The 13482-nt window shown below is 49.9% G+C and carries 11 protein-coding genes; 1 reads left to right on the top strand and 10 read right to left on the bottom strand.

The window, feature by feature from the left end:
• Positions 1-356: 356 nt before the first annotated feature.
• The 10 genes from MHH48_RS07000 to MHH48_RS06955 all read right to left on the bottom strand — a co-directional run bounded on the left by MHH48_RS07000 (position 357) and on the right by MHH48_RS06955 (position 11882).
• Entirely contained in the window at positions 357-959 is a 603-nt protein-coding gene (locus MHH48_RS07000; RefSeq protein WP_076322885.1) for a response regulator transcription factor, read from the bottom strand.
• Positions 956-2089 carry a sensor histidine kinase gene (locus tag MHH48_RS06995; RefSeq protein ID WP_076322884.1) on the bottom strand — a complete coding sequence of 378 codons (1134 nt, stop codon included), beginning with the start codon at positions 2087-2089 and terminating at the stop codon, positions 956-958. The genes MHH48_RS07000 and MHH48_RS06995 overlap by 4 nt, the downstream gene beginning before the upstream one ends.
• A 104-nt stretch (positions 2090-2193) precedes the next feature.
• Positions 2194-3270: a fatty acid desaturase gene (locus MHH48_RS06990; RefSeq protein WP_076322883.1), complete on the bottom strand. Its 1077-nt coding sequence runs from the start codon at positions 3268-3270 to the stop codon at positions 2194-2196.
• Between the two features lie 126 nt (positions 3271-3396).
• Positions 3397-4395 carry a Gfo/Idh/MocA family oxidoreductase gene (locus MHH48_RS06985; protein ID WP_076322882.1) on the bottom strand — a complete coding sequence of 333 codons (999 nt, stop codon included), beginning with the start codon at positions 4393-4395 and terminating at the stop codon, positions 3397-3399.
• Between the two features lie 50 nt (positions 4396-4445).
• The gene (locus tag MHH48_RS06980; RefSeq protein ID WP_076322881.1) at positions 4446-4901 is read right to left on the bottom strand and encodes a thioesterase family protein; all 456 of its coding nucleotides are present in this window, start codon (positions 4899-4901) and stop codon (positions 4446-4448) included.
• 288 nt (positions 4902-5189) lie between these two features.
• A complete protein-coding gene (locus tag MHH48_RS06975) occupies positions 5190-6185 on the bottom strand; it encodes an ABC transporter permease (RefSeq protein WP_076322880.1) in 996 nt (331 codons plus the stop codon).
• Positions 6182-7672: a sugar ABC transporter ATP-binding protein gene (locus MHH48_RS06970; protein ID WP_083659684.1), complete on the bottom strand. Its 1491-nt coding sequence runs from the start codon at positions 7670-7672 to the stop codon at positions 6182-6184. Before MHH48_RS06970 ends, MHH48_RS06975 begins: the two co-directional genes overlap by 4 nt.
• 144 nt (positions 7673-7816) lie before the next feature.
• Entirely contained in the window at positions 7817-8938 is a 1122-nt protein-coding gene (locus MHH48_RS06965) for a sugar ABC transporter substrate-binding protein (protein WP_076322879.1), read from the bottom strand.
• A gap of 221 nt (positions 8939-9159) precedes the next feature.
• Complete coding sequence (locus tag MHH48_RS06960; protein WP_076322878.1) at positions 9160-9795, bottom strand: SGNH/GDSL hydrolase family protein; 636 nt, start codon at positions 9793-9795, stop codon at positions 9160-9162.
• A gap of 344 nt (positions 9796-10139) precedes the next feature.
• Positions 10140-11882: an ABC transporter ATP-binding protein gene (locus tag MHH48_RS06955; protein WP_076322877.1), complete on the bottom strand. Its 1743-nt coding sequence runs from the start codon at positions 11880-11882 to the stop codon at positions 10140-10142.
• Between the two features lie 147 nt (positions 11883-12029).
• On the opposite strand from MHH48_RS06955, the gene MHH48_RS06950 reads away from it, so the two are divergent.
• Entirely contained in the window at positions 12030-13472 is a 1443-nt protein-coding gene (locus MHH48_RS06950) for an ABC transporter permease (RefSeq protein WP_076322876.1), read from the top strand.
• Positions 13473-13482 lie beyond the last annotated feature (10 nt).

The following is a 13482-nucleotide window of genomic DNA, read 5'->3' as shown; positions in this document are numbered from 1 at the left end:
TCCTCCTCAAATTTGACTTCGGGCAATCATTCCTATTATACATAAAAATGCATACATTTACAAAGCAACAGCAATATTCTTGCTTGATAGCCCAATAGATACTACATTATTTACATAAAGTACAGGCTTAATTTTATTAGTGATTTTATGGTTTCCAAAAAATATAAATTATATCCAAATAATTTACCACACAAAAGACAATGAATATTTATGCATAAAAACGAATAATACACCAGGTAAAAAAATACATATATCGCGAATCAAAATGGATTTTCCGGGCTATCCCTTGCTCTTTATCCACACGAAAAATAAGCCCGGTGGCTGCAACCACGGGGCTTCCGGCTATATTTATTTAATTATTTAAACCAACCTTTTTCTTTAAAACGCGTGATCGCTTCGATCCGGTTGCTGACGCCGAGCTTATCAAGAATAACGGAAATATAATTCCGTACAGTACCCGTTGTAATGAACAGCTCATTGGCAATTTCCTTCGTATTCTTACCGTCCGCAATCAGGCCCAGCACTTCCTTTTCCCGCTCCGTCAGCGGATTCTCTTCACCGGAATACGCTTCATCCACAAGCTCCGAGGCGTATATTCGTCTGCCTGCCATAATGCTTCGAATGGATGCAGCCAGTTCCTCGCTCGGGCTGTCCTTGAGGAGGTAGGCGTTGGCGCCAGCCTTCACGGCACGCTCGAAATACCCCGGCCGAGCAAAGGTCGTCAAGATCATCACCTTACAACCATAGCCTTTTAGCTCTTCGGCAGCCTCAAGTCCGTTCATCATCGGCATCTCAATATCCATGATACAGATATCCGGTTTATGAAGTTTGACAAGCTGTACGGCATCCTTCCCATTACCTGCCGTCCCGACCACCTGCATATCTTCTTCCAGATCAAGCAGTGAGGCCAGGGCTCCAAGCAGCAACCGCTGATCTTCGGCAATGACAATTCGGATCATATTCCCGCCTCCTTATCCGGCATTCTAAGCACATTAGGTACACGAAGGATCAGCGTAGTTCCCTCGCCGGAAGTGAACTCCATGCTTCCGTTTACGAATTCAAGCCGCTCTCTCATTCCCCGGAGTCCATTCCCGCGGTTTCTCGCATCAGTCACGAACCCTGTTCCATTGTCCTTCACCTTCGCAACCAGATCCGTTTCCGTGGATTCGATCACAATGGAGCAGGCCGTGGCATTGCTATGTTTCACGATATTATTCACGGCCTCTTTCAGGCACATGCTGATCACATTTTCATTCATTAACGACAGATTTTCCGGCTCCAACGTTCCCTCAAAGGTTAATTCAATTTGTGCCGCCTTTAGAATTTGCTGAATGCGGAAAATTTCATCCGTGAGCCGGGTCCCCCGCATCCTTGTCACCATCTCGCGCACTTCCTTGAGTGCCGTTCTGGCCGTCTGGCGCACATCGTTGATCTCGGCCTGGGCTCTTTCCGTATCTTGCGTCATCAATTTACCAGCCAAATCACTTTTGAGGCCAATGAGAGACAGCTTCTGTCCCAGCGTATCATGCAAATCACGGGCAATGCGCTGACGTTCCTCCAGCTTCACCAGTTCCGAAATCCGTTTGTTGGCATCCTCCAGCTGACCCTGCAGCTGATCATTCTTATTCCGGTTATAGTTCGTCACGGGCAGCAGAATCACCCCGACAACACTGACAAGCATAAATGGCAGCTGTGTGATAAAGAACGGATTCCGCGTTAACAATCCATAATTGACTGTAATGATGGTCGTGACCAGATGGATCGAATACAGCGTGATAAACCCGGCCTTATTCTTGATGTTCCCGATGAAAAATGCGAGGAACAACGAGAAATAGATATACCCGAATACCAATGACATCGTAATTGATATCAGAATTTGCAGACTCGTCCAGAAGTAGACGAGCCAGCCTTTGGCCAGAAATGAGAGCACATAGAAGGCGAAGAACATCACAATCATCAGCGTGCCGCTGACGACCTGATAGGTAGAGGTCGACCGGAAGATGAAATAGAACGGAAGGATGTAGAAGACGACCCATACATAAGGGCTCAGCCCCGTACTTTTATGAAATATCTGATACCATTTCTGCATGGAGTCCCACCTTCTGTCGGTTCGAGCTTAGTCCTCATTTCTGCAAAACGTACCCGGATTCTTATTCATTCCTATTCCTATTGTAACCTCGCAGCCGCAAGGAATTACTCGCCCTGCACTCTAGGTCTACTGCTCGCCAGGCTCTTCTCGGCTTTCGCCAATACCGATTCCTGCGGTTTACGGAGCGATTTCTTTGCATCCTTAAACGTGACGAACACCTTTTTGTCTTCATCCCACAGACGGAAACGAATCGACTTCAGACTGGTCTTGAGCGTAATCGTTGTTGCCTTTTGCAGCGGAGGAGCGGCTTCATGGGCCTTCTCCAGGTTATAATTAGGAACCTTCGGGCTAAGATGGTGAACGTGATGGAAGCCGATGTTACCCGTAATCCATTGCAGAACCTTCGGAAGTTTGTAATAAGAGCTTCCTTCTACGGCTGCATTGATATAACTCCACTCTTCATCATGCTCGTAATACGTTTCTTCAAATTGATGCTGTACATAGAACAACCAAATGCCAAGCATCCCCGATACCATAAAGATAGGAGCTTGAACGAGCAGAAATGCCTGCCATCCAATCGCCCAGCACAGTAATGCATACAGCGCAACAATCGAAATATTCGTTATATAGTTACTGATCTTCTCCTTGCGTCTCGCGCCTTTACGGTTGAAACGATAAGATACCAGAAAAATGGCGATGGGACCCAGTCCAAACATCACGATCGGATTGCGGTATACCCGGTAGTATAAACGCTGCCAAAAAGAAGCCGCTCCATACTCTTCAACGGTTAATACCCACATATCGCCGATTCCACGCTTATCGAGATTGCTGCTCGTCGCGTGATGAATCGCGTGCGTGTTCTTCCATTGCTCGTAAGGGCACAATGTAATTACGCCTGTAATCGTGCCGAGAATTTTGTTCGCCTTGCGGCTTTTGAAGAAAGATCCGTGACAGCAGTCATGGAATATGATAAACGTCCGGACAACAAACCCCGATGCAATAACCGCTATGGGAATGGTAAGCCAGTACGATACGGATAGGCTTAAATAAGCTGCATACCATAGCAATATCAAGGGAACCAGTGTATTGAAAAGCTGACCAATACTCGCCTTTGTGTCAATTTCCTCATAAGGGGCAACGTTCTTCTTTAAGCTGGATAGTTTGTTATCGGGTTTAGCCATAGTAGTCTTCCTCCTCGAAATGGCGCAAGGACGTTATACATGTATCACGCACTTGTCTAACTTAATTATAGATAGAATGTCACGCGTGTCGTAGTCATAAACGTCATTTCGGGAGTATGACAAATATCATATATCGGTGCGGGAATCGGCCGGATACCGCAGTCCGACCTGACGTCTGGCTTCCTCCATAATTTCAGCCGTAATGAGTGAGTTGGCATGGGTATTGATTTCACTTTCCCTTTCGCCGCATTGGATTAAATCGATAAATTCCCGAGCTTCATAATACATCGATTCATGGGTCTGCAGTTGGGTGACGTTCTCAATGGTGCCGTCTCTGTAATGGATCTTCACATCGTAAGGCTGATTGATCTTGTCGATAATCATCGTGCCGTTCTCGCCCTGGATTTCGGTAGGGGCATAGGAATCGCTGATCTTGGAGTGCATGATAACGGCATCCATCTCGGGATAGGACAACAACAGGCTGCCCTCGCCATCAACCCCGGAGGATAGCATATAACCCGAAGCTTTGACGGAGCCCGGTTTACCGAACAGGGTGACCATCGGGTACAGGCAATAAATCCCCAGATCCATGAGTGAACCGTTGGAATATTCGGGATTAAATGCATTGAGTACCGTCCCCTGCTTGTACGCATCATAACGGGAGGAGTATTGGCAATAGCTTGCAAAATAACGCCGAATCGGACCCAACTTGTACAGGTTGTCCCTGACGGTCTTGAAATTCGGCATCAACGTCGACTTCAGGGCTTCCATTAGCAGAACGTTGTTATTCTTCGCAGCTTCAATCATGGCGGACACTTCGACTGCGTTAGAAGCCATCGGCTTCTCGCAGAGAACATGCTTCCCGTGGTTCATGCATAATATCGCCTGATCGACGTGATAGGAATTCGGGCTCGCAATGTACACCGCATCAATCTCGTCATCCTGCAGCATCGTCACAAGATCCGTGTACACTTTGGGATCCGCGTACTTGGCCGCGAAAGCCTTTCCCTTCTCTTCTGTACGAGAGTATACGGCTGCAAGAATAAATTCTTCCGTCTCCAGAGCAGCTTGGAGAAACCGCTCGGTAATCCAGTTTGTGCCGATAACGGCAAAACGGATGTTCATCCCTAATCCCTTCCCTTCTTATCTGATTATGATTGATCTTTCGCTTTTCGTTACATCCATCCTTCAAACGTCGAAATTCGCTCGCGTGCCGAATCCGGAATTGGCGTGCTCTTGCCTGACGCGGTATCGATGAGGACAATGGTTCCGCGACCGGCCGCTTTTAAGGTGCCATCCACCACGATCGCATATTGGACGTCCATGGAGGAACGCCCGATCTCAGCCACCCGGACATGAAGCTTAAGCGGGTCCTTCAGATACATTTGAGCAAGATACTGGCATTCCAGATCCGCAACCACCGACACCTTTTTGTCGCTGAACAGATCCTCGGTCAATCCCAGGTTCTCGAAGTACTCAATGCGTCCCTGCTCAAAATACATGAAATAACTGACGTTATTGACATGACCCAGCATATCCGTTTCGCAATACCTTATCTTTATCGGAATTTCAAAGTGAAATGTGTCCAGCCAAGTCATGGGATCCGGTTGTATGAAGGTTGTTTTTTTCATGATGAGTCCCCTTTCTCTTTATACGAGGCAAATGTATGTACAATTTATTCAGTCTTCTATCAAGGATAATGAATACAAGTTGGGTCCGTCAACTAAATAACCAAATCATGGATAATCCGCCGAATTCGCCCGTAGAATAAGGCTTGAAATTTTGCTTATCCCATAGGTTGTCTAAATGCTGCTAGTCATGAAAAAAGACCACCCACTCCGAAGTTGGGACACTGGAGGGATGGTCTCGATAAGTATGAATGGAACAAAGTTCGGTTACAAAAAGCGCAGCTTAAGCGATCAATGCCGCTTCTTATAGTAGGTTAAAGCAAGCGCCAACGCCAGCACGGCGCCCTTCACGATATCCATCGCATAATACGGCACGGACAGCATGATCAGGCCATTTTGCAATATACCGATCAACACGGCGCCGACAAAGGTCCCGAGCGCATTTGGCTTGCCGGCTCCGAATACGGAGTATCCGATGAAAGTCGCGGCGACGGCATCCATCAGATAAGGTCCGCCGGAGTTGACTTCGGCCGTCATGACGCGTGCCCCGAGGATAATGCCGCCGATGGCGGCAAACAATGCAGAAACCAGATAAGCAAGCAAACGGTATTTGCTCACCGGAATCCCGGATAAAGCCGCCGCTTCACGGTTGCCTCCGATCATATACATATACCGTCCGTGTTTCGTATAGGTCAGGAACAGATGGACGACGAGGACGACGAGAACCATAATGATAATGATCCATGGCACTTGCCCAATCTTCTCAAACACCGCCGGAATTTTACCGGTGGCAAAATCTCCGCTCGGCAGGATCATATTCTGGGAAATGGTAGCGCCGCGGGTATACGTGAGCGCAACGCCTTGAAAGATAAACATCGTGGCCAACGTCATCAGCATATCATCAATTTTGAAATTGATGACCAGGAAGGCGTTGATCAATCCCACGACCAGACAGAACAGCAGCGTGATACCAATGCCGATGCCGATATTTTGCCCGTGCCAGACGAACATGGAAATAACCAGCGCGTTCGCAAGAGAAGCCGTCGAGCCGACAGACAGGTCAAAGCCGCCAACGGCCAGCGATACGGTCAGTCCCACGGCAATGATCGTCACGATCGAGATCGAACGGAGTATGTTAATAATGTTGCTTGTATTCAAAAAGTTGTCGGCGACGGTCCCGAATACGAGAATAAGTACAAATACCGTAATCAACGTGCCGTATTTATATAGAAAATCAAAAGCGAAACTAGCCGCTGGCTTCTCCTTAACAGGTCTTGCTGTATTCATGTCAACCCGCCTCCTGTGCAATAAAGCAATAGTTCCTCTTCGTTGGATGACTGCGTCGTTAGCTCCTTCGTGATGCCGCCGTCATACATCACATACACCCGATCCGTGATGCCAACGATTTCGGACAGCTCGCTTGAGGCGTACAGCACGCATTTCCCCCGCTTGGCCAGCTCGGCCACCAGATGGAAGATGTCCCGCTTCGCGCCAACGTCAACCCCTTTGGTCGGCTCATCAAAAATATACACGTCCGCGTCGACCAACAGCCACTTGCCGATCGCCACCTTCTGCTGGTTGCCCCCGGACAGGTTTCTCACTCTGGCCCGCTCATTTGGGGTCTTAATGCCGAGCGACTGAATAATCTCCCTCGCCGCCTGCTTTTCCTTGCCGAAGCTAAGCCAGGAGCCCCATCTGGAAAAACGGGACAGCACCGCAGCCGTTAAATTGACGGACACCGCTTCTTCCACGAAGACACCTTCGCGGCGGCGCTCCTCGGGGACCAGCGCAATGCCCTGCGATACGGCATCATGCGGCGAGCGGATGCGCAGCTTTTTCCCGTTCAGCGTGATCTCGCCGGTCGATGTGTCGGATGCTCCGAATATTGCCCGGCACAGCTCGGTTTTCCCGGCCCCGACCAGACCGGCCAGACCGACGATCTCCCCTTTGCGGATGTGCAGGTCAACGCCGTTGATTTTGCCCGGGTCAAACATCTTCTTCACCTCGAACCAGGTGAAGCCGATGTCCCGCTCGACGTGGGGAAACTGCTGCTCCATCTTGGAGCCCAGCATGTACTCCACCACTTTCGGCTGATCGATATTCGCAATGCGGTCACTCTTCACCAACTGACCATCCCGCATGATCGTAATATCATCGCAAATTTCATACAACTCCGGCAGCCGGTGCGATATGAAAATAATGCCGACCCCATCCTGCTTCAGCTTGCGCACCAGCTTGAACAGCTGATCCGTCTCGCTGTGGCTGAGCGGCGCGGTCGGCTCGTCCAGCACCAGAATCCGGCACTGCTTGGAGACGGCTCTTGCGATCAGCACCATCTGCTTCTCCGCCAGCGTCAGCTCCGAAATCAGCTTCTTGCCGGGAACCCGGATATTCATCCGTGCAAGAATCGATTCGGCCTCCTGATGGAGTTCTTTCCAGTGGATCAAGTGCCGTTTGCCCATATCGTGAACCGTCCGGTCGAGCATAATGTTCTCCCCGACCGTCAGGTTCGGGATGAGCGCCGTATCCACCTCTTGATAGACGATCTGAATGCCCAGGTCCTTCGCTTCCTTCGGGGAACGAATGTGCACCTTGCTCCCATTGATCCAAATCTCGCCCTCGTAATGGTTGTAAGCTCCCGATAGAATCTTCATTAATGTAGATTTCCCTGCGCCATTCGCGCCGATCAACGCATGGGCCGTTCCCGCCGTCGTCTGAAAATCAACATCGGTCAACGCCTTAACACCCGGAAAGGAGATCGAGATATGCTTCATTTGAAGTAAGGGTGCCGCATCCGACACGTCGGTCGATGTGGCAGTTGTTGGCTCCATAACGCTTCGCAAGTGCATTCTTCCCTTCAAATAGGATAGGGCGCCCTTATCGATGACCGACAAGAGCGCCTGTATGAATCGTGCTGTTTATTTGCCGCCTGCTTCTTTCAACGCCTTCATCCAGTCCTCTTCGAATTCGGTGCTTGTTCCCCAGCTAGGGATAATATCCGCCAGGTTAACCATGTTGACCGCTTCGGTTGCACCTGCAAGGCCTGAGCGCTCGATCAATACAGGCTCCAGATTGACCGTAGCAGGCGTTTCCTCGCCGGCAATCTTTTTAGCAAGCAAACGGACGTTGATCGCGCCGATCGTTTTCGGATCCACGGCAGCCGTTGCCACCCATGGGCTGTCTTGCTTCTGAATCAGCTCCAAATCTGCGTTGGATACGTCGATGCCGTAAATCTTAACCTCGGTGCGTCCCGCTTCCTCCAGCGCTCTGGCTGCACCGATGGCGAAGGCATCCCAGGTAGCGAAGATCGCATCGAGTTCACCCTTCGGATATTTCGTCAGGATGGCGGATACTGCATTTTGCGTTTCTAGTGAAGTCTGGTTACTTGCTACACCGAAACGCTCCAATTCCTTGATGCCCGGGTTGTTCTTCAGCGTTTCCTGATATACGGCATTACGACGCACCATCGGCGGGAATCCGTCTACCCAGAGATAGACGATGTTGGCTTCCGGCCCTTGCTCTTCGACCAGCTTGTCCAGTGCCAGCTTCGCCAGCTGCTCGTCATCCTGCGATGTCTGGGTTACCCCTGCAATGTCGCCGATCTCCGGCAGGGAGTCAAAGGTGACGACAGGAATCCCTTTATCCGTAATCTTCTTCACGTCTTGAACCGATGCAGGATCGTCTCCGTGCGAAATGATAAATCCATCGTAATCGCTGTCAATGGCCTGGGCGATCGCATCATGGAATTTGGCGGAATCCCCGTTCGCCGAGAAGGTATCTACCTTAAACCCGAGTGCCTCGCCTTCCTGCTTCGCGCCTGCCAAAAATTGCGCCGTATGATCATCGCCCCCGATTTTCCGGACGACCATCAATTTCACAGGATCCTTCTCCGCGATGCCTGCCGGCAGGTTCTCGACCTTGTCCGCCAGATTCCCGGCTCCGTTACCGCCACCGCTGCCCGATTCGGCACAACCGGTTAAGACAATCATAAACGCGAGCACCAGCGTCGTTAATTTCCTTACATGTTTACTGCCTTTCATGTTCTCTCTCCCCCTGTTTTCCGTTAAAAGGACGAATATTAATACAAGTAATCCTATAGGATTTAACAAGGGGCGTCAACCTTAATTTTCTCGCTTTAATGCATGATTAAAAAAAGAGCTCGAAAGGCAGTGATTCACGCCCGAGCTCTTTTCTCATCTTGATCGATCAGCGCATCAAGCTTATCGTTCATCTTGCATTCCGCTTTTCGCTGATAAATGAATTAATCCAAACGAACGCCCATCGTTTCAAGCCAAGCCTTCGCGATCAGGCCGTGTCCGGCCGGCGACGGATGCACGCCGTCCGGCGCCCAGAAAGCAGCTTCGCGGCGCACCGACGCCGCAGCGAACAATCCGTCCAGCGGCACTAGAAGCGCCCCGTATTCTACCGCCAATTCGCGAACCGCCGTGATTTTCGGATCCAGATCCTCGCGCCAAACTCTGCGATCCTCCGGATGCGGCAGCACGAACGGTTCAACCAGAATCAACTTGGCGTCCAGCGCCCCTTTGGTGCGTTCGATCAATCGACGGTAGCCAGCTTTGTAATCCTCGGTGCTTGTCGGGTCACCGCTATCATATCGGCGCCAAGTGTCATTGATTCCGATATAGATGGATACCCAGTCCGGTTTCAGGTCCAGGCAATCCTCCTGCCATCTGTCATTCAAGTCAACGACCCGGTTTCCACTGATCCCTCTATTCAAAAAGGTTACGTTTAACTCAGGAAATTTCATGCCGAACAACGAGTCGATCAATAGCGGGTAGCCGTTACCCAAGCTGCCGGAAAAGTTACGGTCACGACCGCAATCCGTAATACTGTCCCCTTGAAATAATACGACATCCCCTTGCTGCAAACGATTCATTCCACTTCCTCCTTATCGGTATGTTGCTAATGTAAGTACAATTGGAAATTCGTAGGCTCATTTCTCGTGAGAACGCTTCCTAACATTTAAATATTTGCCGTTCAGGGCTCAATTCCTTTTTTATGTACCACGCAAATCGTCGATTTATGAGCGAATTTTTTGGCATGTCCCGTTGAATGAGAACAAAGTTGATCGGGCGTACTTTCCCAGAAAGACAGACCGTTTCTAGCGGAAGTTATTGGCGAAAGTTTTTTTGCGAGATCAAGGCGGTAAACTTCTGAACTTCATACTCCTTATTCAACAAAAAACCTGCCCCGACTCGGGACAGGTTCTACTATTGTTCGTTAGGCTCCGGTTGGCATAGCCACCCAGTGTCCTTCCGATACTTCCACAAGCTCCGAATGCTCGAGATTATACTTGTCCTCTCCGGTGCGTTCTTCCAGCAGTACCCGTTTCTTCTTGGATTCGATCTTCGGATCGGGTACCGGAATCGCCGCGAGTAAGGACTTCGTATAATCATGCTGCGGATTGGAGTACAGCTCTTCACTTTCAGCCAGCTCTACGATTTTGCCCATATACATAACAGCAACGCGGTCGCTGATATGCTTCACCATCGACAGGTCATGCGCAATAAACAGATAGGTCAAGCCCAGACGATGCTGCAATTCCTCCAGCAGCTTCACGATCTGCGATTGAATCGACACGTCGAGCGCGGAGAGCGGCTCATCGCACACGATGAATTTCGGCTCCACTGCAAGCGCCCGGGCAATCCCGATCCGCTGGCGTTGACCGCCGGAGAACTCATGCGGATAACGCGTGGCATAGGCCGGATCCAATCCGACCATATCCAGCAGCTCCTCGACCCGTTTCTTCCGCTCCTGTTTACTGCCAGTCAATTTGTGAACATCCAGCGCTTCGCCGATAATGTCCACCACCTTCAATCTCGGGTTGAGCGAAGCATACGGATCCTGGAAAATCATCTGCATATGGCGCCGCATAGCCTTCATTTCCGAAGGAGAAAGACGATTCACAGACATTCCCTGATACAGCACTTCTCCGCCTGTTGGCTGGTGAAGGCGAAGGATGGCTCGTCCCGTCGTCGATTTTCCGCTGCCGGATTCCCCGACGACCCCAAGCGTTTCCCCAGCCTGAATATGAAAGCTAATATCATTCACCGCTTTAAGTACATTCCCTTTACCCATATCAAAATACTGCTTCAAGGATTTAACCTCTAACAGTGGTCCTTTGTAATCCGTGCTTGGCACGATGATCGGAGCCGGCTTAACTTTCTTCTTCTCATCCAGACGCGGAAGCGCGTTTAACAGCTTCAAGGTATAAGGATGCTGAGGATTCTCGAAGATTTCCTCCGTCGTGCCCGTCTCCACGATCATGCCGTCCTTCATCACCGCCACGCGGTCGCACATGCCCGCAACAACGCCGAGGTCATGCGTGATCAATATAATGGAAGAACCGAAGCGCTCCTGCATATTTTTCATCAGATTAAGGATCTGAGCCTGAATCGTTACGTCAAGCGCCGTTGTAGGTTCATCCGCAATCAGCAGCGCAGGTCTGCACGCCAGCGCGATGGCGATCATGACCCGCTGCCGCATGCCGCCCGAGAACTCGTGCGGGTATTGATTATAGCGCGCTTCGCTGTTCGGTATGCCGACCAGCTTCAACATATCAAGCGCCTGCTTCTTCGCTTCCTGCTTGGACAGCTTCTGGTGTTTAACCAGGCTCTCCGATATTTGTTCCCCGATTCGGATAGTCGGATTAAGCGAGGTCATCGGGTCCTGAAAAATCATCCCGATATCGCGTCCGCGGATGCTCTCCATCTCTTTCTCGGTTTTCTCCGCCAGGTTCTGGCCAAGGAACAGGATCTCCCCATCCTTCATATAAGAGGGCGGGGACGGCAGCAGCCGCATGATCGAGCGTGCAGTGACGCTTTTGCCGCTCCCGGATTCCCCAACGATCCCGAGCGTTTCCCCTTTCTTCACTTCAAAGCTGACCCCACGCACCGCGTGAAATTCTGAATCACGGGATTGAAAGGCTACACTCAAATTTTTAACCTGCAATATCGGTTCCAACTCTGCTCACCTGCCATTATGCGTTTATGTCATTAAAGGAATATCATCTACAACTCTTATAATCTATTGACTTTTAAAATAGGCTAAAATAAAATATACTATATCACTCGGAATAATGCAATTTGAAACAAGGAGGAAAGGCAGCTTATGGGGGGGACAGAAGCAGCAAGACCAAACAGACTCATAGGTTTGATAAGCAGCACATACAGTAAGATCCTTCTGAATCCTTCTTATAGATACTTACTATTATTATTGGGAGCGCCCGTTAATCTCGTGGTCTTCCTATTTTATTTGGTTCAGAGAAAGAAGGATGACTACACAGCGGCGGAGAACCGCATACGCAGCGAGATGCTGGCTGCCGGATATCTGGAGGCCCTTCGCTCCGAGATTATGGAGCAGCAGAAACGCAAACACGACTTTTTCAAGCAAAAAGTCAATGAGGGTCAGCTCCGGCAGGAAGTCGACAAGATCGTAGAAGCAAGGTTCCAGGAAGTCCTTAAGGAACGGACTGCCAAGGAACTGAAGCTGAACAACCGGAAACGGTTGACCGTGGCGGATACGTTTGGTTCTCTCATCGAGAATCCGTTGTTCTTCATTATATCACTTATTCCAGGCTTGCTGATGTACATCCTTATTTTTTTGTACAGCAATCCTTACCTGAAATATATTATGGAGAGACTCGTGATGACGGTCTTCGTTATCTTTGGGGTAGCCGTGCTTGTCTTTACGATTCTCCACTTGTCGCCGTTCAACCCTGCAGCCAACATCCTGGGCGAGACGGCAACGCCGGAACAGATCGCGGCTTTTAACAAAATGCACGGTCTAGACCAAGGGTACCTGGCGCAGCTGTGGAACAATATTAAAGGAATCGCCTATTTTGATCTTGGCAAATCCTTCTCTGGCAACGAAGAGATCACCTCAAGCATCGCCAGAAAGTTCCCGATCACACTGACGCTCACGGTCATTTCCCTGGTCATTGCGATTGCGATCGCATTGCCAATCGGGATTATCTCGGCTACGAGACCGAATTCATTCTTTGACTATACCTTTATGTTCGTGGCTCTGCTCGGGCTGTCCATTCCGAACTTCTGGCAGGGACTGATCTTCATCCTGAATTTCTCGATCAAGCTGCATTGGCTGCCCGCCACCTTTAATCCGGAGAATTGGTTGTCCATGATCATGCCAGTGATTGTGCTCGGCACAGGACTTACTGCTTCGGTAGCGAGAATGACGCGCTCCTCTACCCTGGAGGTTATTAATGAAGATTACATGATCACAGCCAGAGCGAAGGGGCTCAGCAAGGGCACCATCCTGATGAAGCATGCTGTCCGCAACGCCATCATTCCGATCATTACCGTCATTGGACTTCAGTTCGGCGGGATGCTTGGCGGCTCTGCCGTTACAGAGAAGGTGTTCAACATCAGCGGTATCGGCAGCTACATCGTCGATAAACAATTCATCCCTGACATCCCGGCCATTATGGGCGGCGTGGTATACACCGCCATTACCATATCGCTGGTGAACGTCATCATTGATATCTTGTACGCGTTCTTCGATCCACGGATCAGGTCCAAGATGAAACAATACTAAAGCAGGTGTA

It is taken from the genome of Paenibacillus sp. FSL F4-0100, from assembly GCF_037993005.1.
Lineage (GTDB): Bacteria > Bacillota > Bacilli > Paenibacillales > Paenibacillaceae > Paenibacillus_AQ.
The sequence above is the reverse complement of the archived record's forward strand: the minus strand, read 5'-3'. Positions and strand labels throughout refer to the sequence as shown.

Coding starts and splice junctions, on each gene's coding strand:
- MHH48_RS06975 (WP_076322880.1), bottom strand. CDS start 6,185: ATGAATACAGCAAGACCTGTTAAGGAGAAGCCAGCGGCTAGTTTCGCT.
- MHH48_RS06950 (WP_076322876.1), top strand. CDS start 12,030: ATGGGGGGGACAGAAGCAGCAAGACCAAACAGACTCATAGGTTTGATA.
- MHH48_RS06990 (WP_076322883.1), bottom strand. CDS start 3,270: ATGGCTAAACCCGATAACAAACTATCCAGCTTAAAGAAGAACGTTGCC.
- MHH48_RS06995 (WP_076322884.1), bottom strand. CDS start 2,089: ATGCAGAAATGGTATCAGATATTTCATAAAAGTACGGGGCTGAGCCCT.
- MHH48_RS06970 (WP_083659684.1), bottom strand. CDS start 7,672: ATGAAGCATATCTCGATCTCCTTTCCGGGTGTTAAGGCGTTGACCGAT.
- MHH48_RS06965 (WP_076322879.1), bottom strand. CDS start 8,938: ATGAAAGGCAGTAAACATGTAAGGAAATTAACGACGCTGGTGCTCGCG.
- MHH48_RS06980 (WP_076322881.1), bottom strand. CDS start 4,901: ATGAAAAAAACAACCTTCATACAACCGGATCCCATGACTTGGCTGGAC.
- MHH48_RS06985 (WP_076322882.1), bottom strand. CDS start 4,395: ATGAACATCCGTTTTGCCGTTATCGGCACAAACTGGATTACCGAGCGG.
- MHH48_RS07000 (WP_076322885.1), bottom strand. CDS start 959: ATGATCCGAATTGTCATTGCCGAAGATCAGCGGTTGCTGCTTGGAGCC.
- MHH48_RS06960 (WP_076322878.1), bottom strand. CDS start 9,795: ATGAATCGTTTGCAGCAAGGGGATGTCGTATTATTTCAAGGGGACAGT.